This is a genomic window from Flavobacterium sp., assembly GCF_044376915.1.
In the GTDB taxonomy this organism is placed as follows: domain Bacteria; phylum Bacteroidota; class Bacteroidia; order Flavobacteriales; family Flavobacteriaceae; genus Flavobacterium.
This window is the reverse complement of sequence record NZ_JBILKB010000003.1, coordinates 1-22,872: the sequence shown is the minus strand read 5'-3', so window position 1 is coordinate 22,872 and position 22,872 is coordinate 1. Positions and strand designations below refer to the sequence as shown.

Sequence of the window (22,872 nt, the reverse complement as noted above, 5' to 3'; positions counted from 1 at the left end):
GCTTATTGTTTTTTATTTCGATTCATATATGGCAAGCCAAACACTTGCATAAATCCCATGAAAAAGCCAAAAAATAAGGCTTGAAGCACAAAACGTAAGGACTCCATTTTAACCTCCATGAAATAAATAATTACGCTATAAAGTATTGCATTTATTGCTGAAATAATGATGAATCGTGCGAATTTTTGTGCCATTATTCTTTGTTTTTTGTATCGATTAGTATGGTTACTGGTCCGTCATTTAAAAGTGCTACTTTCATATCAGCCCCAAACTGTCCGGTTTGCACTTCTTTACCCAATTCAATTTCCATATGTTGTACAAATGATTCATAAATTGGAATGGCTAGTTCGGGTCGTGCGGCTTTTATATAACTCGGTCGGTTTCCTTTTTTAGTTAAAGCATGTAACGTAAACTGACTCACTACAATAACATCTCCACCCATTTCCTTTATCGAGACATTCATTACACCGTTTGCATCCGCAAAGAGTCGCAAATTTGTAATTTTAGACGAAAGCCATTCTATGTCTTCCAAGCCATCAGCTTCTTCAATACCAATCAATACCAATAAGCCACTCTCGATTTGTGCGACCACTCGATCTTCAATCGTAACAGAGGCCTGAGAAACGCGTTGGATGACTGCTTTCATATCTATTTTAACAAATTAAGATTACGATTTTCTGGTTTCATCACTCGCTCTTCGTTCGGCATCATAAATATCCGCTCGGTATTGCTCCTCATCTCCTTCTAAAATTTGGGTATAACTTTTATACCGCGACCATGCAATTGCATCATTTTCCAAAGCGTTCTTTATAGCACAATGGGGTTCGTCTTTGTGCAAACAATTATTAAATTTACATTGGTCTTTCAAGGCAAAAAATTCGGGAAAATAGTCTCCTATTTCTTGCTTTTCCATATCAACTATACCAAAACCTCGTATTCCAGGCGTATCAATTATTTTTGCACCAAAGGACAAATCAAACATTTCTGCAAATGTTGTAGTATGCTTACCTTGTGCATGCGAAGCCGAAATCTGTTTGGTTTTTAAATTAAGTGCTGGTTCTAAGGTGTTGACTAATGTTGATTTTCCTACCCCAGAATGACCAGAAAACATAGACACCCGATCTTTCATTAAAGCTTTTAGCTCGTCGATACCTTTTCCTTCTTTGGCCGATACCCGTAGGCATTTGTAGCCTATTTCTGTATAAATGTATTGCAAATACAATTGTTCCTCTAACGTTGCCTCATCAAATGTATCAATTTTATTAAATACGAGTACGGCTTGAATTCCGTAGGCTTCTGCGGTGACTAAAAAACGATCGATAAAACTAGTAGTTGTGGGTGGATTGTTGATGGTTACCAACAAAAATACCACATCAATATTTGATGCAATAATGTGCATTTGATGGGATAAATTAACCGATTTTCGAACAATATAATTTTTCCGCTCATGAATATTTACAATGACTCCAATGGTTTCATCCGTTGTGTTTTCAAGTTCGTAATCAACCACATCTCCAACGGCAATAGGATTGGTACTCTTAATTCCCTGCATCCTAAATTTACCCTTAATTCGGCACTCCAAAAAAAGATTGTTTTCTGTTTTTATGGTGTACCAACTCCCGGTAGATTTATAGACAATTCCTATCATTTAAACTGAAAAATTATTTGGTTGAGACTATAACACAAAGCCTTCAAAACATTCGATTAAATTTATTTAAGCAAATATAGTATTTTAAAGAAAAATTAACAATTAAAACCCCTAATTTCATTGTTTACTCCTTTTCTTTTTAAAATAATATTAATATTTTTGTATAAATATAAATTTATACAAATGAAAAAATTGGTTGTTATTTTAGCTCTATTGTTGAACAATTTTTTGTTAGCACAAAACTATGATTTTAAAATTGTTACTACTGTTGAATCTATCGTTCCTGGTGGTTTAGGAAGATCTAGAATTATTGAAAATGGGACTGAAGTAGATTATACCCAATTTACAACTACTCGAACAAAAGACGGAAAAGAAAAAACTACAAAAGACCGTTCCGATGTAAAAATTGACGATTTAAAAGAAAGTACCTTAGTTAACTTTTACAGTTTAGTAGGTATTAATTTTCAAAATATCGCTTCAAATGATGCGATGATGACTTCATTATTAAAAAAATATAATGCTGAGGGTTGGGAATTAATTCATACTACTAGCGCAGTAGAGAGTGACGCTGGTAAATATGATGGTGTTGGTATTTTTATTAGTCGCTTTTATTTTAGAAAAGCAATTAAATAATTAAAAAAAACGCCCTAATTTGTTAGGGCGTTTTTTTTAATTATTCATAACTTTCTCTTGATGCGAAATACTTTCCTGATGAATGGCTTTAAACAGCTGCATGATAAAATCGGGACTCAAACCCATTTCTTTTCCTTCAATGGTCATTTTATGAAGAATTGCATTCCATCGCTGGTTTTGTAAAATAGCCACATTCTTCTCTTTTTTCAGTAAACCTATTTGATCTACTATTTGCATTCTTTTTCCAATAATTTCCAATAACTTTTCGTCGTAACCATCAATTTGCATTCTCAATGTATGCATGCGCTGGTTGTAATCATTGGCTTCATCAGTTGTTTTTCGAACTTTTAAATCCAAAAATAGTTGTTTTAGAACAGTGGGCGTAATTTGTTGGGCAGCATCACTCCAGGCATGATCAGGATCACAATGTGTTTCAATCATTAATCCGTCATAATTCAAATCTAGAGCTTGTTGTGCGACTTCTTGAATCATGCTTCGCTTACCAGTAATGTGCGAAGGATCACAAATCAAAGGCAAATCGGGAAAACGATTTTGTAAGTCAATGGCAATTTGCCATTCAGGATTGTTGCGAAATTTTGTTTTTTCATACGTAGAAAATCCACGATGAATTACCCCTAATTTTTTTATATTGGCATTGTATAATCGTTCTAATCCTCCTATCCATAGGGATAAATCTGGATTTACTGGATTTTTTAACAATACTATTTTATCGGTTCCTTCTAATGCATCGGCAATTTCTTGCACCGCAAATGGATTCACCGTAGTACGTGCTCCTATCCATAAGACATCTATATCATGTTCCAGTGCCAATTTAACATGCGCTGCTGAAGCCACTTCAATCGCCATTAGCAATCCAGTAGCTTCTTTAGCTTTTTGTAGCCATTTTAAACCAACAGCACCCACCCCTTCAAAACCTCCGGGACGTGTTCTGGGCTTCCAAATCCCAGCGCGAAAAATAGTGACATCCGAATTTTTCAATTCAGTTGCTATTTGTAAAACTTGTTCTTCTGTTTCCGCACTACAAGGACCGGCAATCACTAGCGGGTGCTTCAGCTGAAAATCATCTAACCAAGTTCGAAATTCTTTTTTATTTTCCATACTTTATTATTCGTTGTAAAATTACGATTTATTCTTTTCTGGTGTAATTAAAAAATAGAAAATGTCACTGTAAGTAAAAACAAAATAATTCAAATCATAAATACTTTTTTAAATAAATTTGAGTTCTTTTAAAAAAGGTTATTTTTGCTAAAATTTAGTACGTATGTCAATAGTTGTAGAAAATATTTCGAAAAATTACGGCGATCAAAAAGCCTTAGACAACATTAGTTTTTCGATAAAAAAAGGAGAAATTGTAGGTTTTTTAGGACCTAATGGTGCCGGTAAATCTACCTTGATGAAAATATTGACTACATATTTAAAAGCCGATAATGGGACTGCAATCGTGAACGAATTTAATGTGATTTCGGAACAAAAAAACGTGCAAAAATCGGTAGGATACTTACCCGAACACAATCCGTTATATTTAGATCTTTATGTGCGTGAATATTTACGTTTTAACGCCGAAATATATGGAGTTTCAAAATCGAGAATTGAAGAGGTAATTGTACTTACTGGATTAACATCGGAGAGTCACAAAAAAATAGGAGCTCTTTCTAAAGGCTATCGCCAACGTGTTGGACTAGCAACCGCATTATTGCACCAACCCGATGTCTTAATATTAGACGAACCTACAACCGGTTTAGACCCTAATCAATTGGTTGAAATTAGGGCCTTAATCAAGAACATTGGAAAAGACAAAACTGTTTTTCTTTCCACACACATCATGCAAGAGGTAGAAGCCATTTGTGATCGCGTCATTATTATTGATAAAGGAAAAATTGTAACCGATAAAAAACTCAATACCTTGGTAACCGATACTACCGAACAAATTCTTGAAGTAGAATTTGACAAAGTTGTAGATCAATCTGATTTTGCTGTTTTACCCGATTTAATAAAGGCCATCAACATCCACGATACTCTTTGGGAACTCACATTTTCTACTGTAACCGACAGACGTAGTGATGTGTTTGATTTTGCACAAAACAAAGGATTAAAAACACTTCAAATTGCACTGAAAAACAAAAATTTAGAGCAAATTTTTAGAGAAAAAACGGCTAAAAAACAGTAGTCGCAATTGCTTTAACATTTTCAGCTTTCCCCATCGAATAGTAATGCAAAACGGGTATTCCGGCAGCAACCAACTCTTTACTTTGCTGAATACACCACTCTATTCCTATTTGCTTCACCGCGTCGTTGTCTTTGGCTTTAACCACTTCCATAATTAATGCATCGGGAAGTTCGATACTGAATCGGTGCGGAATTAAATTCAATTGTTTTTTTGTAGCGATGGGCTTCAATCCTGGGATGATTGGCACAGTGATCCCTGCCGCTCTACATTTGGCCACAAATTCAAAAAATTTTTGATTGTCAAAAAACATTTGTGTGATGACATAATCGGCGCCATTTTTTATTTTTTGCTTTAAAAAATGAATATCGCTATCTAAACTAGGGGCTTCCATGTGTTTTTCAGGATATCCGGCTACTCCAATACAAAAATCGGTGGAAGCAGAATTTTGCAAATCGGCATCTAAATAAATTCCGTTATTCAAATTATGGATTTGGGAAACCAATTCGGAGGCAAAAGCATGCCCTTCTTTTTCGGGTTTAAAATAAATTTCACTTTTTACAGCATCTCCACGAAGCGCCACCACATTGTCAATGCCTAAAAAATCCAAATCAATTAATAGATTTTCGGTATCTTCTTTGGTAAAACCCCCACATAAAATATGCGGTATCGCATCAACGTTGTATTTATTTTGAATACCCGCACAAATCCCTACGGTTCCGGGACGTTTTTTGACAATTTTCTTTTGTAACAACCCGTTTTCCAATTCCTTAAACTCATATTCTTCACGATGATAGGTGACGTCTATGAAAGGCGGATTAAACTCCATTAAGGGATCAATACTATCAAATATAGATTGAATATTTTGTCCTTTTAACGGTGGTAATATTTCGAAGGAGAACAACGGTTTTCCGTTGGCATTTTGTATGTGTTCTGTTACTTTCATTTTTTGTTTTGTTTCAAGTTTCAAGTTTAATAGGTTTCAGGTTATTGAACTTGAAACTTTAAACCTGAAACAAGTATTTTTATTCTGCACTATTCGGAGCCAACCATTTTTCGGCTTGTTCCAAACTAATATTTCTTCTTTTAGCGTAATTTTCGATTTGATCTTTTTTGATTTTGCCTAACCCAAAATACTTACTTTCAGGATTGGCAAAATAATACCCTGATACAGACGAAGCAGGCCACATGGCCATACTTTCGGTCAACTTTACCCCAATTTCTTCTTCGACATGTAAGAGTTTCCAAATCGTCGGTTTTTCTAAATGGTCAGGACACGCTGGATAACCCGGTGCTGGGCGAATTCCTTTGTAATTTTCAGCGATCAATTCTTGATTTGATAATTTTTCATCGGAAGCATAGCCCCAAATCTCCTTACGTACTTTTAAATGGAGGTATTCGGCAAAAGCTTCTGCCAAACGATCCCCAAGTGCTTTGATCAAAATCGAATTATAATCATCTAAGGCTATCTCAAATTCAGTGGCTTTTTCCTCAATTCCAAAACCAGTTGTAACACAAAAGCATCCCATATAATCTTGAATGCTGCTTTCTTTTGGCGCAATAAAATCGGCTAAAGCAATATTAGGTGCACCAGCCGTTTTAGCACTCTGTTGTCTCAAGGTCAAAAACTTTTCAACTCCACTAGAAGTGACTAGCTCAATATCGTCATCATTTATAGTATTGGCAGGAAAAATACCTAAAATACCTTTAGCGGTCAACCAATTTTCTTGAATTAACTGATGTAACATTTTTTGCGCATCGGCGAATAAAGAAGTGGCTTGTTCGCCAACTACCTCATCCGTTAAAATTGCTGGGTATTTACCATACAATTCCCAAGAATTGAAAAACGGAGTCCAATCAATATAATCGGCTAAATCAGTAATCGCAACATCCACGGTTTTTGTTCCAATGAAATTCGGTTTAGCGGGTGTGTAATTCCTCCAATCCAACTGTAATTTATTGGCCCGGGCTTGCTCAATCGTTAAGAAATTTTTATCACGACTACGGTTCAAATAGCCTTCACGAAGCGCATCGTATTCGGAACGAATGTCTTGTGTATAGTTGGAGTTGGTTTCCGAATTCAATAAATTTCCAGCCACAGTAACCGCACGCGAAGCATCGTTTACATGAACCACCGTTGCGTTGTATTGAGGTGCAATTTTCACGGCTGTATGCGCACGTGAAGTGGTAGCACCACCAATCATTATCGGAATTTGAACATTGATTTTGTCTAACTCTTTAGCCAAATACACCATTTCGTCTAACGAAGGTGTAATCAACCCGCTCAATCCTATGATATCTACCTGATGTTCGATCGCTGCCGCAATAATTTTTTCCGGCGGCACCATGACACCTAAATCAATAATTTCATAGTTATTACAGGCCAAAACCACCGAAACAATATTCTTTCCAATATCGTGAACATCTCCTTTTACGGTTGCCATTAGCACTTTTCCAGCACTCGAAGAAGTCGCGTCGTCTTTCGCAGCCTCGATGTAAGGTAATAAATAGGCTACGGCTTTTTTCATTACACGAGCCGATTTAACCACCTGTGGTAAAAACATTTTACCGCTTCCAAATAGATCTCCAACCACATTCATTCCGGCCATCAAATTGATTTCGATTACTTCAATAGGTTTCGAGGCGGCTTGTCTTGCTTCTTCTACATCTATTTCTATAAATTCGTCAATTCCTCTCACGAGTGAATGGGTTAATCGCTCTTGAAACGTTCCATTTCTCCATGCTGCAATCGCCTTTTCATTGGCTTTGAAATGCTTCGCCTGTTCACTATCGCTCGGGTCGCCCTTAAAACTTTCGGCTAAATCCAATAAACGCTCGGTAGCATCTTCTCTTCTGTTTAATAAAACGTCTTCTACATGTTCTAACAAAACCGGATCAATTTCGTCGTAAATCTCTAACATTTCAGGATTCACGATTCCCATTGTCATTCCGTTTTTAATGGCATGGTATAGAAATGCGGAATGCATGGCCTCGCGCACTTTATCATTTCCTCTGAACGAAAAGGATACATTACTCACCCCTCCCGAAACATGTGCATGGGGCAAATTTTCTCTGATCCATTTGGTCGCTCTGAAAAAATCAAGAGCATTCAATTTATGCTCTTCCATTCCAGTAGCAACGGGAAAAATATTTGGGTCGAAAATGATGTCTTGAGCAGGAAAACCAACTTGATCTACTAATACATCATAACTTCTTTTACATATTTCGATGCGTCGCTCGAAGGTATCCGCTTGACCTTTTTCGTCAAATGCCATAACGATTACGGCAGCACCATATCGTTTGATTTTTTTGGCGTATTCAATGAACTTTTCTTCGCCTTCTTTTAGCGAAATAGAATTCACCACACCTTTTCCTTGAATTACTTTTAATCCCGCTTCGATGATCTCCCATTTCGAACTGTCGATCATTACGGGAACTCTTGAAATGTCTGGTTCTGCAGCCATCAAATTCAGAAACTTGGTCATGGCATACACCCCGTCCAACATTCCTTCATCCATGTTGACATCGATGATTTGTGCACCACCTTCTACCTGATTTCTTGCAATATCTAAAGCTTCTTCGTATTGTTCTTCTTTGATTAATCGAAGAAATTTTCTGGAACCAGTTACATTTGTTCTTTCCCCCACATTCACAAAATTAGTTTCAGGGGTAATTATTAACGGCTCTAAACCTGATAATTTAAGCCCCCTAACCCCCGAAGGGGGAACTGAAACTGAGAAATTTTTATTTGATTCTGACATTTTACAAAAATTAGATTTCCTTCAGAAAGGTTCGCGGTTTAAATGCTTTTGCAACCTCAGCAATCGCTTGAATGTGTTCTGGAGTCGTACCGCAACAACCCCCAATGATATTGACCAAATGATCTTTTAAATACTCTTTGATCAAGGCTTGCATTTCTTCGGGAGTTTGGTCATAATGTCCAAACGCATTAGGCAATCCTGCATTGGGATGCGCCGAAATATTCAATTGGGTGTTCATGGCCAATCGTTTCAAATAAGGCTTTAATTGATCGGCACCCAAAGCGCAATTGAACCCAACACTCAACAACGGAATGTGGGAAATAGAAATTAGGAAAGCCTCTACAGTTTGACCTGACAAGGTTCTCCCAGAGGCATCCGTTATCGTTCCCGACACCATAACTGGAATGTCCAATTTGCGTGCTTCTTTTACTTCTTCAATAGCAAAAAGAGCTGCTTTTGCATTCAACGTATCAAAAATAGTTTCTACCAACAATACGTCACAACCTCCATCAATTAATGCTTCGACTTGTTGCTTGTATGCCACGCGCAAATCGTCAAAAGTGACGGCACGGTAACCCGGATCATTGACATCGGGTGACATCGAAGCGGTTCGGTTTGTAGGTCCAATGGAACCCGCTACAAATCGTGGGCGGTCGGTAAATTCGTCCGCTACTTCGCGGGCAATTTTAGCCGATTGATAATTCAATTCGTATACTAAATCTTCCAAATGGTAATCGGCCATACCTATCGTTGTTCCCGAGAAGGTATTCGTTTCTACAATATCGGCACCGGCTTGAAAATACAAACGGTGGACTTGCTTAACGGCTTCGGGTTGCGTAATGGAAAGTAAATCATTGTTTCCTTTTAACGGATGCGGAAAATCTTTAAAGCGTTCACCGCGAAAATCTTCTTCAGAGAAATTGTTGCGTTGCAACATCGTCCCCATAGCGCCATCTAGGACTAAGATTCTTTCTTTTATGGCTTGTTGAATGTTTGACATACGATTGATAACTGATTAGTGTTCGAGTTATCATGAAAAATGAAGTTTTTTTCAGGTTATCTGTACCGTCTACATGACGCATTAGAATGTAGCACCTTTCCAAAAATTGGAGGTTGCTAAGCTTTCGTCGGGTCTATTCCCTCCAGCTTTCGTGATAACTACCATTATGTTTATGAACGGTGCAAATGTAGTGACAAAATTGAAATTATGAAATATTTTCAGAATAATAATACCTATTGCCTATAATTTAGATTTAAATTCAATAATTGTAAATTTATTTAGATTATTTTTCTAATAAAAATACTACACCCAATTATTTACACACTTTTTGTTAAAAATCACTTTTTTATTTTTTCAAATCAAAATCACTTCATACCTTTGTCAACGAAACAAAAGAGGAAAAATTTGAACTGATTGCAACCTCATTAAAAAAATGCTAAAGCAGTATTCCCTACTCCTTTATGCACTTCGCAATCCTTTTTTTTCTCGCTTAATTTATAATATATTTAATTATGGCTTATTTATTTACGTCAGAATCAGTGAGTGAAGGACATCCTGACAAAGTTGCGGATCAAATTTCCGATGCATTAATTGATAATTTCTTGGCTTTTGACCCCGAATCAAAAGTAGCTTGCGAAACGCTAGTTACTACTGGACAGGTTATTCTAGCAGGAGAAGTAAAATCGAATACTTATTTAGACGTGCAAACAATTGCACGTGATGTCATCAAAAAAATTGGATACACCAAAAGTGAGTACATGTTTGAAGCCAATTCTTGTGGGGTATTGTCGGCAATTCACGAGCAATCAGCTGATATCAACCAAGGTGTCGACAGAGCAAGCAAAGAAGAGCAAGGTGCAGGTGACCAAGGAATGATGTTTGGTTATGCTACCAACGAAACGGCAGAATATATGCCCTTAGCCTTGAAATTGTCGCACCAATTGTTACAAGATTTAGCTGACTTAAGAAGAGAGAACAAAGAAATTACCTACTTACGTCCGGATGCAAAATCGCAAGTAACATTAGAATATTCTGATGATAACAAACCGGTTCGCATTGATGCTATTGTCGTATCTACACAGCATGATGATTTTGCAGACGAACCTACGATGTTGGCTAAAATTAAAAAAGACATCATCGAGATTTTGATCCCAAGAGTTATTGCTAAAAATCCACAATATGCGCATTTATTTAATGACGCGATCAAATACCACATCAATCCAACAGGGAAATTTGTAATTGGAGGACCTCACGGCGATACGGGATTAACCGGAAGAAAAATTATCGTAGATACTTACGGTGGAAAAGGAGCTCACGGAGGTGGTGCTTTCTCTGGTAAAGATCCATCAAAAGTAGACCGTTCTGCCGCTTATGCCACTCGTCATATCGCTAAAAACTTAGTGGCTGCTGGTGTAGCTGATGAAATTTTAGTGCAGGTGTCGTATGCCATTGGTGTAGCCGAACCCACTTCTATCAACGTAAATACATACGGAACAGCAAAAGTGAACTTAACCGATGGCGAAATCAGCAAAGTAGTAGAAAGCATTTTTGATATGCGTCCGTACTTTATTGAACAACGCTTGAAATTAAGAAACCCTATTTATAGTGAAACTGCAGCTTATGGTCATATGGGAAGAACTCCGGAAACGGTTACCAAAACTTTCACAGCACCTGGTGGTTTAACAAAAACAACAACTGTTGAATTATTCACTTGGGAAAAATTAGATTTTGTAGACCAAGTAAAAGCAGCCTTTCAATTATAATCGAATTGCTTTATACAACAAAAAAGCCTGACCAATTGGTCAGGCTTTTTTGTTGTAGTATAGAGAACTTATAGATTGTATTTCAAACTTAAAATGATATATCGTGGTTGTACTCTGTAGCTTGAAAAACTACTGGTTCCTCCCAACTGACTGAAACTATTGGTGTCTAAAGATTTTGTATCCAACAAGTTTGTCCCCGAAAGTTTCCATTCCCACTTACTGTCTTTCTTTTGATAGATAATATTAGCCGATAAAAAATCATACTCACTATCAATAGTTTTTGATTTATTGTAATTGTGAAAGAAATTATATTCGGAAGTCAATGAAAAGGCCTCTAAAAAATAATACTCTAATGTCAAAGAAGGACTATCGGTGTATACGGTATCCGAAAAGTTATCACTAATGGAGTAATTATAAGACACTCCTAAGTTAGGCCATTTCTTATAATTGGTCGAAAATCCTAAGGTATAACTTTGACTTACCGACTCTGTAGTTTGGATTTGAGTAGGGTTATTGTCTGGATCGGCATCTGCATCTGGGAAAACTCGAATGTTATTGAATTTGTTCCATCCTACAGACACGCGCGCATTTGCCTTATAGTATTTAAAAAACGAACGTCCGTAATTTGCACTTCCGGAAAAAGATTCTTCCGGAAAATTTGAATTCATATTCACCGCAGAAGAAACTTGGTTTACACCCGTTAACAAAGCTTTGTTTTTAATGGCGTCTAGTTGTTTGGTATAGGTAATATTTGCAAAAATGTTTTCAAAATTAAACATGTTGTATTTGAAATAGCGCAAAGAATGTACTTGTGATGTCGAATTTTCTAAAAATCGATTACCGCTAAACAAACTGTTGTAATTTGAAAAAACATAACCTTGAGCCAATCGATTAATATCCGTAAAGTTATTGCTGAAAGAATAATTATAGGTTAAGGTTTCCGACTTTTTAATTTGCCACAAAGCATACACATCGGGCAGTACTCTTGTAAAAGACTGCTTATTTGAAGTACTAAGTTGCTGGTCGTTCATGTTGTACTGGTGCACACTAAACCCAGGATTGAAGGTGAATTTTCCGGTTAAAAATTTATAATGTAAGCCTAAAAAGACATCGTTAAAAATATAATTCACGTCATTATTATTTTCTGGAGCTGTCAAATCGTTTTGCAAACCGTTGTCCAAAATTTGAAAAATGGAAGAGTCAAAATTTTGATACGAATAGGTGTTCCCTAATGTCAAATTAATATTACTTTTAGGAGTAACCATGTAATAGTAATCTAATTTGGTATCGACTTTATTGGTTGTTACAAACCTAACTTGGTTGATATCATCTCTATTTTGCGAGCCATTATAACCCAACAAAACAAAAGGCTGTGTCGCTAAATTAGCATTGTAAATTGGATCCTCTTCTTGATACAGGTGCTGCATTTCTAATGCAAAAACATGTTTCTCACTTAACGTATAATAGTAATTAAAATTCTGATTTATCGAAAAGGGATTCTGTTTTTTATTGGTATACAAATCCGTTAATAAGCTAGAACTAATATCGGTGTTTTCTTTTTGATCCGAAAATTTTACCAAGGCATCATAATCAAAATGCACTTTTTCTGACGGCACATAACTAGAACTTAATTTAAATAAGGCTTGTTTGCTGTCTTGTTGTGTAATATCACTTCTGGTTTCTGAGATTGTTTGAGAGGATCCATCGGGTAAATTATCGGTACGATTAGAAACGGTTTTGGTCTCAATTTCAGTTTTATTTCCCAATACAATTCCAAAACCACTCAACGTCCATGCTTTTGTAGGGTTAAAACTAAAATTAGCAGCACCAAATGACGATTCAATATTGGCTGCTTGATTGTTTCGAAGTCCCATAATTCCCAAATCATTGGAAACCACATTAAAAGAAGAACCTCCTTTTCGCATCATATTTCTAAAACCTCCTGTAAACTTAAAATAATCTTGTGCCGTTAACGGGAGTTCCCCAATATTGTTTTTATTTGCTATTACATTAACACTAAACTTTGGATTGTAATAAAACAACTTTGGATTAATTATGAAACGGTCTTCTTTATCCCCAACACCAAAACCCGCCATCATATCTCCAAACCAAAAGTTTTTCTTCCCTTGTTTTAATTTAATATTAATGGCTACATTTTCTTCATTATTTTCCAATCCTTTCAAATTTGACACCTCGTTATAATTGCGCAAAACTTGGATTTTTTCTAAGGCATCTGCAGGAATATTCTTTGTGGCTAATTTGGTATCTCCATCAAAGAAATCTTTCCCTTCAACCATTATTTTCTGCACTTTTTTTCCTTCAACTTCAATTTCTCCATCTTTATTTACTTCAACACCCGGAAGTTTTTTTAAGACATCTTCTAATTTCCGTTCCGTGCCATTTTTAAAAGAATCCGCGTTGTAAATTATGGTATCTCCTGAAATGGAAACCGGCATTTCATAAACAATTTCTAATTCTTTTAATTGTGTTCCTTCTTTTAAGGTTATGGTATAGTTGATATTTGTTGTACCCGTTGTCACCGACTTCTCATACGACTGAAAGCCAATATAACTGGCTTTAATGGTATACTTGGTATTGGTTTTTAATACCAATGAAAACTTCCCCGTTTCATTTGAAATTGCATACGCATCCATGGCTTTTGTCTCTTGATTGACTGCCATAATATTCGCCATATCCAACCCTACTCCTGTAGAATCTTTTATGGTTCCTTCAAATCGAATATTTTGTGAAAAAGAAATCGAACTAAATAATAAAAATATAAAAAATATGTTTTTTTTCATTTGTTAATAGTATTAAATAGATAAGACTAATTTTATAAAGTTTTGTTACAAATTTATTAATCAAATTTTTTTACATTTTAATTTCTATAACTCCATCTTCATTTTTCATACTCTTTATTTTCTTTTCTTGAATATCATCAAATTCTTTTTGAGTTACTTTTTTTCCATTTTTAGGTGCTTTAATTTCAATTTTTTCTTGAGGATTTAAAACTATTTTTGAACATAAAAAAATGGTTTCACCTTCATCTAATTCTAAAATTAAACCCGGCAAACCCCAATATTTATTTGGACCGTTTGAAACTGGAATTTCAACTGTATACCATGCTTCAATTATTTTTTCTTTAGGTTCACTTGGTGTAAAAAAACTTGTTTTAGCGCTTTCTGATTTTTTCTTGTAATCTTCATATTCTTTTAAATCTTCTTCTGTAACAGGAATAATAATTTGTGCCTTAATACAAGTGTAATTGCCAATCTTCTTTTCTTCACCAGTTATGACCCAGTTAAATTTTGGCAAAGAATCTATGACTAAAAATTCTTTTCCAAAAATATCTAAATCGGTTATATATTGTTTTGATTTAAAATTTTTGTAATATTTTGAATCACCACCACCAGAGAAACTAACAAAGACTCCATTACTAGAAGGTTTTGGAGTAGCTAATTTTTCTTCTTCTGAATAAATTGATTCAATGGAATTAAATGATAAAATATAGTTTTTTTCAAAAGCCTTTTTCATGCTTTCCATCATTTTTTCTTTAACATCAGGTGTCATATCGTTACTTGTAATATTAATATTCTTCATACTTGTTTGTGAAGAATAGTAAGCTATTCCTTGAAAATTTTGTGCAAATGAGCTTAGAGTTAACGATAAAAATGCACTTAAAAAAAATAATGTTTTCATGTCTTTTAGTTTTTAATTAATGAAGCAAATTAATAGCAATAAATTCAAATAATAAGTTAATGAATGTTAACGTGTGTTAACGGCCAAATTAATATACAAATAGTTTTTACTTTTGAAGTATGAAAATTAATCTAAAAAGAATATTTGCACTAATTAGTCTTTTAGTTATAGCAACTATTTGTTTGCAAGTTTATTGGAATTATAAAAATTATTTGAGCAATAAAATCAGATTACACAATGAAGTGCAGATTGCATATGATTTTTCGCTAGAAAAATATTTTGATGAAGCTTCAAAGGAAACCTTCATAAGTGTTTTTAGCAAAGATTCAACCGTTGAAATGAAAGATTTTATAGCAAAAATAAAGGCAGATTCTATTTTTGGGAAAAAAATGAAAAATGAAAAAGAATCCAGAAATTTGTCAAAAAATAATATAACTAGTATATCTATTGATTTTAAAGATGTTAATGATAACACAAAAAAAATAAAAATAAAAAAAACCATTCCCTCTGATACAACAGTAATATCTAAAAAAATTATCAAAGATTCTTTAAACAAATCCATATCAAATTTCAAATTAGGAGACGTTAAAATTGAAAAAGATTCTACTAGAAAAGAAAATAATAAAATAAATTATACAACAACAAAACATATAGATTCTCTTCATTTTACATCGCTGTCAGAAAAACCTAAAATTATTATTTTAAAGGGTAAAAAAGCATTGGATTCTATTAGTGGTGATCAATTTCCTAACAAAATTACAATGACTTTTGTAAATGACACTATTAAATATAAAGTTTTAGATTCTATCTTTAATAAAGAATTAAATCGAAAAAATATAATTTTAAATTATCAATTTCATCATTTTAAAAAAGACACTTTATTTCACACTTATATAAGAAGCAAAGAAGAATTACCTTTTCAAATTAAACCAAATTCAACTTATCTAAAACCTAAAGAAAGTATTATTCTGAATTACAATTATTCAAATGGATTAATAGTTAAACGAATGGGGGTTGAATTGATTTTATCATTACTTTTTTCATTAGCTGTTATAGGTTGTTTGTATTTTTTGCTTTTTATCATCAAAAAACAAAAAAAAGTTGACGAAATTAAAAATGATTTTATCAACAACATTACTCACGAATTCAAAACACCAATAACAACAATAGCAACTGCTTTAGAGGGAATGAGCACATTTAATCCTGAAAATAATTTAGAAAAAAATAAAAAATATATTGCCATGTCATTCAATCAATTGTTTAAATTGGAAAACATGGTCGAAAAGATATTAGAAACAGCGACTTTAAACGCTAAAGAACTTCAATTGACTTTAGAAAATATTAATTTAATAGTTTTTATTAAATCAATTATTGAAAAACATGAGGATATTTCTAAAAAACAAATTGCCTTTGAATTTGAAAAAGAAGAATTATATATCAATGCAGATTCATTTTATTTAGAAAATGCAATTTCAAATTTAATTGATAATGCTATAAAATATGGTGGAAACAAGATCGAAATCAATTGTTTTCAAACGGATAAAACTACTTTAATTAAAGTAAAAGACAACGGAAATTCGATTTTAAAATCACAAGAGAAATTAATATTTGAAAAGTTCTATAGAATTCCAAAGGGAAACATTCACGACATAAAAGGATATGGAATTGGCTTATATTTTGCAAAAACTATAGTTGAAAAACACTATGGAACAATTGAATTAACTATAACAAACGAGACTATTTTTAAAATAACTTTACCAAATGACTAACAAAATTAATCTGCTTTTGGCTGAGGACGAAGCATCATTAGGGATAATTATTAAGGAAAGTTTAGAAAGTAGAAACTTTAGTGTTACCTTATGTGAAAATGGAGAATTTGCTTTTGAAGAATTTAGAAAATCGAACTTTGACGCATTAGTTTTAGATATAATGATGCCCAAAAAAGACGGTTTTACATTAGCAGAAGAAATTAGACAAATTAATAAAACAATCCCTATTTTATTTTTAACTGCAAAATCTCAGACAGATGATGTAATCAAAGGATTTAAAATAGGTTGCAATGACTACATAAAAAAACCTTTTAGCATAGAAGAATTAATTGTAAGAATTATATCATTAACCAATAATATTCAGAACAAAACTAATGCAACAAGATTTACAATTGGATCTTATGAATTTGAAACTGAATCACAATTATTAATCCACAAAGAAAAAACAGTTAAATTAACTAATAGAGAAACTATTTTACTAGAATTTTTAGTGAAAAACAAGGGAAAAACAATAGAAAGAACCTTGATATTAAATACTTTTTGGGGAAATGAAGATTTTTTTAGTGGTAGAAGTATGGATGTATTTATAACGAAGTTAAGAAAAAAGTTAAACCTCGATCCTACTGTAGAAATTATTAACAGTAGAGGACGAGGTTATAAGATAATATTTTAGATTATTATCTACTCATTCTAAATTGCATACGGTTTCCACCACCTGGTCCACCGTTCATCTCTTGCATTTCCTCCATTTTTTTCTTGATGATTTCATTGTATTCGGTCTGCGTAACCTCTTTCCCTTTTGCAATTGGTTTAATTTCAACTTTATCTTTAGAATTCAAGACAATTTTCGAACATAAAATAATGGTTTTCCCGTCGCTCACTTCTAAAATTAAACCGGGTAAACCCCAATAATTCTCTGGACCTTGATTGATGGGGATTTCAGGACAATACCATGCCGTGATGGTGTTTTCTTTAGGCATTTCCCAATCTTTAGTAAAATTCGTTTTATTGGTTTTAGTAGAATCTTTCACTTCTTCCTTTTTATCTTCTTCCTTTTTGTCACGGTTTCTAAATCTGAAATTTCTAAAGTCGGATTCATTAACCTTTACAGTTGCGGTAGCTTTAAAACACGTATAATTTCCAATTTGTTTGGATTCTCCCTCCATTTTCCAGTTGTATTTTGGCAAGGAATCTTTAATCAAAAATTCTTTTCCAAAAATCTCGCGATCAACAATATATTGTTTTTCTTTCACATTCTTGTAATGCGTTCCGCCGCCGCCCATCATGGAAGACATCATTCTAACGCCGCCTTGTTGCCCAGGTGCTTCTAATTTTTCTTCTTCTTTATAAATAGACGCCGACCGATCAAAATTTAATACAAATGTTTTTTCAAACATTTTTCGCATTCGCTCTTCGATTTGTTTTTGCATTTCGGGAGTCATGTCCTTATTTCCACTGAATCCTTTCGTAAATTCGGCCGTACTTGTTTTAGATTCATACACAGCCATTCCTTGAAAATTTTGGGCATTCATGATGCCCAAGAAGCCTAATAAAAAAGCAATAAATATTTTTTTCATTGTAAAAATTAATTTTAGATAACCAATAAGACCTTAAATAATAGAATTTGTTACACAATTTGGACTTTATTTTTGTCTAAAGTAGTATATTAGACTCATTAATTAGCATTTCGTTTAACCCATGCAACACACACACTATTTTTTTTCTTGGATTTGTAGTTTTGTTACAGCAATCACCTTCTCACAAACTCCTGTAAAAACTGAAAAACTAGATTCAATTTCATGGGATATTGATCGGTATTTGGGTTTTGACCAACAACTAAATCAATATGCCATAAAAGATAATGTTGTACTCAAACGAACTAAAAATGAAGTTTTAGTCTATAAAAACCTAGGATTAGGTAAAATTGAACGGGTTGATTTTCAAAATCCATTACAACTTGTCGTTTTTTATAAAGAATTCAACACATTAGTGTTATTAGACAACCAATTGAATGAGACCAAACGTATTGACTTCAATTTGAGTCCCACATTTATTCAGTTGGAAGCTATGGGTTTGTCGGCACAAAATCAATTGTGGGTGTATGATGGAAACAGCAATCGGTTGGGCTTGTATTCCACAACTAAAGATCTCACAAATTGGATCACGGTACCTAATTCAAATCCACTCGTTAATTACACTTCAGACTACACCTTTTTTTATGGGATAGACAGTCAAAAAAAACTAACTACTTCATCCATTTATGGGAAAGTAACCGCGCTAGGCAGCCTACCAAATCATGATAGTATTCAACTGGTTGATGCGACAACAGCACTATATTTTATGAAACAGCAACTCTATTTGTATGAAATAGCAAAAGGAATCAGCAGAAAAATTGAAATAACTGAAAATTTCGTAGACAATTTTTTCTTTAAAGATGGAATTTTAGTTATTTTTACCCAAAATAAAATTACGAATTATAAATTAATTTTACCATAATGCACATAGCAGTAGCAGGAAACATTGGAGCAGGAAAAACAACACTAACTCGTTTATTGGCGAAACATTATAAATGGGAGCCTCATTTTGAAGACGTAGTAGACAATCCGTATTTAGATGATTTTTACCATCAAATGGAACGCTGGAGTTTTAACCTGCAAATCTATTTCTTAAACAGTCGTTTTCGGCAAGTGTTACAAATTAGACAAAGCGGTAAAAACATTATTCAAGATCGAACCATTTATGAAGATGCACATATTTTTGCACCCAATCTTCACGCTATGGGATTAATGGCCAATCGAGATTACAACAATTATACTTCCTTATTTGAATTGATGGAAGGTTTGGTAGGAGCTCCTGATCTATTAATCTATTTGCGCAGTTCCATTCCTAATTTAGTGAGTCAAATCCACAAACGTGGAAGAGACTACGAAAATTCTATTTCTATTGATTATTTGAGTCGTTTGAACGAACGCTATGAAGCATGGATTCAGACCTATGACAAAGGAAAATTAGTGATTATTGATGTAGATGATATTGATTTTGTAAACAATCCTGAAGATTTAGGAAACATAATAAACAGAATAGACGCCGAACTTAACGGCTTATTTTAGAAAAAAACGCCTCAAATGAGGCATTTTTTTTACATCTAAATACCTTAATTGGCATCAAATAACGACAGTACCTCAATGGCATTCGAAGGCTTATCGATTTTGATAATTTTAGGAAACCCCGGAATCAAATCGAAATAGTTGGTGTTAAAAAATCCGTCTTTCGAATGCAAATACACATTTTTTGCTAACGTATTTGTTGTGACTTCAATTAGTGTTTCACCCACAACTTTAATTTCGATCGTTGGCTTTTCAAGCAGCAACTCTTTTGGTTTTACAAAATAATGGTAGGCAACAGACTCCGTGTTTTTACCTTTGAATTCGACTTGCAAAACTGATTTTTGCTTGTCAAAATTTGGGAATTGGTCATACTCAATTTGCAAACAAACGGTATTCGATTCCTGGTTGATTTCACATATTTTATCTGCTTTCCAAATGACATTACCTGAAAAGTCAAGCAATTGTGCCGTTAGTGTTCCGGTTTGTAGGTCGAAAGTATCATTACTTCCAATAATTGAAAGTGCCTTTGCATCCTCCGAAAAAAGCAATACAATGGGTGCAAAACTTTCTTTAACTTGATAATGAGAAGCTTTCCAATTGCCATAATAGTCTACCGTACTCCATGAAGTTACCGGCCAACAATCGTTAAATTGCCAATACAATGATCCCATGCAATAGGGCTTTGCCAATCGGTGAGCTTCAATGGCCGTTTTCATGCCATAGGCTTGCAACAGTTGTGAAACGTAAATGTATTTGTCAAGAGCTATGGGCACCCTAAAATCACGTGCCATATACTCGTTTATGGTTTCAAAACCTGTAGGATGTTTTTGATGATTTTTAAACACTTCTGATCCAAAATTTAAGTCCGATTGCGCAATTACTCTTTCTAATGTTTCTTTATTGGGCATGCCTTGAAAACCATACTCGCTCATAAACCGACCCACTTTCTTCTGATACATTTCAAAAGGTTCTTTGCCCCACCAAACGCCCCAATAATGAGAATCACCTTGCAACAAACTTTCTTTTCTTCCCCAACCAATAGAAGGTGATGAAGGCCAATAGCTGTTTTTATCTTTAGACAATAAACTGTCTAACGTATGTGGAATCAATTCGTGAAAGACTTTTTTATAGTCGTTCCAAATTTGTGTGGAATCAGATTTAGAATAATTATATTGTTTTTGCCAACCCCAGTTGTGCCAACCTTCGTCGTTTTCATTATTTCCGCACCATAAAGCCAAACTTGGATGATTTTGCAAACGGTCGACTTGATCAATTACTTCTTGTTTGACATTTGCTACAAATTTATCATCCCCTGGATACATGGAACAAGCAAACATAAAATCTTGCCAAACTAGAATTCCATTCGCATCGCAAGCGTCATAAAATGCATCATCTGCATAGACACCTCCACCCCAAACACGCAACATATTCATATGCGCCGCTTTTGCATTTAACACCAACTCTAAGGGAGAGGTTTTGGAAACCCTGGGCAAAAAACTATCGTTTGGAACATAATTAGCCCCTTTCATAAAAACGGGTTTTCCGTTCAGTTTAAAGTAAAAACCCGTTCCAAAAGTGTCTTTGTTTTGGACCAGTTCGATGGTACGCAGTCCAATGTTTAATTTTTTACTTTCTAAGAGTTTATTTTGTTGAAATAATTCAACTGAAAAGGAATATAAATGAGGTTTCCCTAATCCGTTACACCACCAAAATATAGGCTTCAAAATTTCATAAGGCATCTTTACAATATTCTTCCCTTTTTTTAGATGAAAGGTTTGAACTTTATCATTCAAAGCGAGTTGCACTGTTTGTTCTTTAGGCGAATAAATATCCGTAATAAATTCCAAAAGCGCTTTTTCTTCGTTCAATTGGAGTTGGCTGTATTTAATATTTTCGATTTTTGCCGAATTCCAAAATTTCAATTGGACATTCTTCCAAATTCCAGCCGTAACAAAACGTGGTCCCCAATCCCAGCCAAATTGATATTGCGCTTTACGGATAAAAACACGTTCTCTTTCAGGTAACGTATACGGCAATTTTGTGGCGGCTTCTTTTCCTTTTTGTACTGCCGAATGAAATACAATTTTCAGCTGATTCTTCCCTTTTTTAAGTCGGTTTTTGACCGATAGCGTCCATTTTCGGAACATATTATCAGCTTCTAAAATCGAATTCCCGTTCAGAAAAACGGTGGCATAGGTATCTAATCCGTTGAATTCTAATTCTATATTTTCAGCAGAAAGTTCGAAATTTGAAACTGAAAAAATGGTTTCATATTCCCAACTCTCGTTTTCAATCCACTGCAATTTTTTTTCATTGGCCCCATAAAATGGATCCGGAATTAAATGCTGCTGGAATAAATCGGTATGAATAGTTCCAGGAACGGTTGCCTTGTATTTTCTTGTTTCGTTTTGCTTGTTGAATGTCCAGTTTTCGGTGGACAAACTGCGATAGGAAGTCTGTGCCGAAACCGAACAGCAAATAATAATCAAAAACAAGAATATTTTTTTAAACATATAAGGCAATTAGATCAATTTATGATTGCAACTTTTTCTTCAGTTGGCTGATTTCTTCGGGGCTAGCGATTTCCGTTCCATCGGTGATGGCGGATGAATGATACCAATTTGCATTTACCCTTTCATTTAATTCCGAAATATTGGTCGATCGCAAGCCTCCTCCGGGCATGATTTGAATTCTATTTTGCGCTTGAACAACTAATTGCTTCAAGACGTCTTTTCCTTCCATAACATTAGAAAAAGTTCCGGAGGTGAGCAGGGTCGTAAAGCCACAAGAAATCACATCTTCCAAAGCTTGTTCATAATGAGTAACCGCATCAAACGCACGGTGAAAGGAACACGGTAGCGGACTTGCAAGTGCGACTAATTCGCTGTTTAGTTCGATTTGAATCGTTTGGTCCTCTTTCAATATTCCGAAAACAAATCCGTCCACACCTAATGTTTTTAAGGCGTTAATTTCTGATTTCATTTGCTCAAATTCTACTACTGAGTAAACGAAATTTCCTCCTCTTGGACGAATCATCACATATAAATCGATGGTCAAATTTTCTCGAGCTTGTTGTACAAGATGCGTATTTGGTGTGGTGCCTCCGAGTGCAATGTTGTCACATAATTCTACACGATCAGCTCCTGATTTTTCAGCAATTAAAACTGAATCCAAATTAAAGCAAGCGATTTCTATTTTTTTTTCTTGGATCATAAATTATTTCAAAAAGTAATTGGCATCCAGTAATCGATTTCCTGTGGCATCGTGAACGGCATAATTGAAACCTCCTTGCACACAATAGGATCCG

General features: G+C 34.4%; 19 protein-coding genes and 1 riboswitch. Of the genes, 7 read left to right on the top strand and 12 right to left on the bottom strand.

Going from position 1 to position 22,872, the window contains the following annotated elements:
* Positions 1–2: 2 nt before the first annotated feature.
* Genes ACIQ6Z_RS00540 through rsgA form a run of 3 tightly spaced genes read right to left on the bottom strand, consistent with a single transcriptional unit; the run spans position 3 to position 1,648 of the window.
* Positions 3–194, bottom strand: coding sequence for a hypothetical protein (locus ACIQ6Z_RS00540; protein ID WP_396208996.1), 192 nt, complete (start codon positions 192–194; stop codon positions 3–5).
* Positions 194–646, bottom strand: coding sequence for a D-aminoacyl-tRNA deacylase (dtd, locus tag ACIQ6Z_RS00535; RefSeq protein WP_396208995.1), 453 nt, complete (start codon positions 644–646; stop codon positions 194–196). Before dtd ends, ACIQ6Z_RS00540 begins: the two co-directional genes overlap by 1 nt.
* Before the next feature lie 21 nt (positions 647–667).
* Positions 668–1,648 (bottom strand): ribosome small subunit-dependent GTPase A, encoded by a 981-nt coding sequence (gene rsgA / locus ACIQ6Z_RS00530; protein WP_396208994.1) that lies wholly within the window; start codon positions 1,646–1,648, stop codon positions 668–670.
* Positions 1,649–1,831: 183 nt separating this feature from the next.
* On the opposite strand from rsgA, the gene ACIQ6Z_RS00525 reads away from it, so the two are divergent.
* Positions 1,832–2,281, top strand: a complete 450-nt coding sequence (locus ACIQ6Z_RS00525; protein WP_396208993.1) for a hypothetical protein — start codon at positions 1,832–1,834, stop codon at positions 2,279–2,281.
* Between the two features lie 36 nt (positions 2,282–2,317).
* Here ACIQ6Z_RS00525 and ACIQ6Z_RS00520 read toward each other — a convergent pair whose 3' ends face one another.
* Positions 2,318–3,400 carry a chorismate mutase gene (locus ACIQ6Z_RS00520; RefSeq protein WP_396208992.1) on the bottom strand — a complete coding sequence of 361 codons (1,083 nt, stop codon included), beginning with the start codon at positions 3,398–3,400 and terminating at the stop codon, positions 2,318–2,320.
* Between the two features lie 163 nt (positions 3,401–3,563).
* Between ACIQ6Z_RS00520 and gldA the strand changes: the two genes are divergently transcribed.
* Positions 3,564–4,469, top strand: coding sequence for a gliding motility-associated ABC transporter ATP-binding subunit GldA (gene gldA, locus ACIQ6Z_RS00515; RefSeq protein ID WP_396208991.1), 906 nt, complete (start codon positions 3,564–3,566; stop codon positions 4,467–4,469).
* Here gldA and metF read toward each other — a convergent pair.
* The 3 genes from metF to ACIQ6Z_RS00500 form a co-directional block, all read right to left on the bottom strand.
* Positions 4,456–5,412, bottom strand: a complete 957-nt coding sequence (metF, locus tag ACIQ6Z_RS00510; protein WP_396208990.1) for a methylenetetrahydrofolate reductase [NAD(P)H] — start codon at positions 5,410–5,412, stop codon at positions 4,456–4,458. The genes gldA and metF overlap by 14 nt on opposite strands.
* A gap of 79 nt (positions 5,413–5,491) precedes the next feature.
* Positions 5,492–8,227, bottom strand: a complete 2,736-nt coding sequence (metH, locus tag ACIQ6Z_RS00505) for a methionine synthase (RefSeq protein WP_396208989.1) — start codon at positions 8,225–8,227, stop codon at positions 5,492–5,494.
* Positions 8,228–8,237: 10 nt separating this feature from the next.
* A complete protein-coding gene (locus ACIQ6Z_RS00500) occupies positions 8,238–9,227 on the bottom strand; it encodes a homocysteine S-methyltransferase family protein (RefSeq protein ID WP_396208988.1) in 990 nt (329 codons plus the stop codon).
* Between the two features lie 53 nt (positions 9,228–9,280).
* Positions 9,281–9,388: riboswitch (SAM riboswitch) on the bottom strand.
* Positions 9,389–9,739: 351 nt separating this feature from the next.
* Between ACIQ6Z_RS00500 and metK the strand changes: the two genes are divergently transcribed.
* On the top strand, positions 9,740–10,990 hold the full coding sequence (gene metK, locus ACIQ6Z_RS00495; protein ID WP_396208987.1) for a methionine adenosyltransferase: 1,251 nt from the start codon (positions 9,740–9,742) through the stop codon (positions 10,988–10,990).
* 68 nt (positions 10,991–11,058) lie between these two features.
* On the opposite strand, the gene ACIQ6Z_RS00490 is transcribed toward metK, so the two are convergent.
* Entirely contained in the window at positions 11,059–13,791 is a 2,733-nt protein-coding gene (locus tag ACIQ6Z_RS00490; RefSeq protein ID WP_396208986.1) for a carboxypeptidase regulatory-like domain-containing protein, read from the bottom strand.
* 70 nt (positions 13,792–13,861) lie between these two features.
* Positions 13,862–14,689, bottom strand: coding sequence for a GLPGLI family protein (locus ACIQ6Z_RS00485; RefSeq protein WP_396208985.1), 828 nt, complete (start codon positions 14,687–14,689; stop codon positions 13,862–13,864).
* A 119-nt stretch (positions 14,690–14,808) separates the two neighbouring features.
* Here ACIQ6Z_RS00485 and ACIQ6Z_RS00480 point away from each other — a divergent pair, with 119 nt between their 5' ends.
* Both ACIQ6Z_RS00480 and ACIQ6Z_RS00475 read left to right on the top strand, forming a co-directional pair.
* Entirely contained in the window at positions 14,809–16,458 is a 1,650-nt protein-coding gene (locus ACIQ6Z_RS00480) for a sensor histidine kinase (protein ID WP_396208984.1), read from the top strand.
* A complete protein-coding gene (locus ACIQ6Z_RS00475; RefSeq protein WP_396208983.1) occupies positions 16,451–17,131 on the top strand; it encodes a response regulator transcription factor in 681 nt (226 codons plus the stop codon). Before ACIQ6Z_RS00480 ends, ACIQ6Z_RS00475 begins: the two co-directional genes overlap by 8 nt.
* 4 nt (positions 17,132–17,135) lie before the next feature.
* Here the strand turns inward: ACIQ6Z_RS00475 and ACIQ6Z_RS00470 are convergent, their stop codons facing one another.
* Positions 17,136–18,035, bottom strand: a complete 900-nt coding sequence (locus tag ACIQ6Z_RS00470; RefSeq protein ID WP_396208982.1) for a GLPGLI family protein — start codon at positions 18,033–18,035, stop codon at positions 17,136–17,138.
* Positions 18,036–18,156: 121 nt separating this feature from the next.
* Between ACIQ6Z_RS00470 and ACIQ6Z_RS00465 the strand changes: the two genes are divergently transcribed.
* Both ACIQ6Z_RS00465 and ACIQ6Z_RS00460 read left to right on the top strand, forming a co-directional pair.
* Positions 18,157–18,954, top strand: a complete 798-nt coding sequence (locus ACIQ6Z_RS00465; RefSeq protein WP_396208981.1) for a hypothetical protein — start codon at positions 18,157–18,159, stop codon at positions 18,952–18,954.
* On the top strand, positions 18,954–19,568 hold the full coding sequence (locus tag ACIQ6Z_RS00460; protein ID WP_396141125.1) for a deoxynucleoside kinase: 615 nt from the start codon (positions 18,954–18,956) through the stop codon (positions 19,566–19,568). Before ACIQ6Z_RS00465 ends, ACIQ6Z_RS00460 begins: the two co-directional genes overlap by 1 nt.
* A gap of 44 nt (positions 19,569–19,612) precedes the next feature.
* Here ACIQ6Z_RS00460 and ACIQ6Z_RS00455 read toward each other — a convergent pair whose 3' ends face one another.
* Positions 19,613–22,078, bottom strand: coding sequence for a glycosyl hydrolase 2 galactose-binding domain-containing protein (locus ACIQ6Z_RS00455; RefSeq protein ID WP_396208980.1), 2,466 nt, complete (start codon positions 22,076–22,078; stop codon positions 19,613–19,615).
* Positions 22,079–22,097: 19 nt separating this feature from the next.
* Entirely contained in the window at positions 22,098–22,778 is a 681-nt protein-coding gene (locus ACIQ6Z_RS00450; protein WP_396208979.1) for a copper homeostasis protein CutC, read from the bottom strand.
* Between the last annotated feature and the right edge of the window lie 94 nt (positions 22,779–22,872).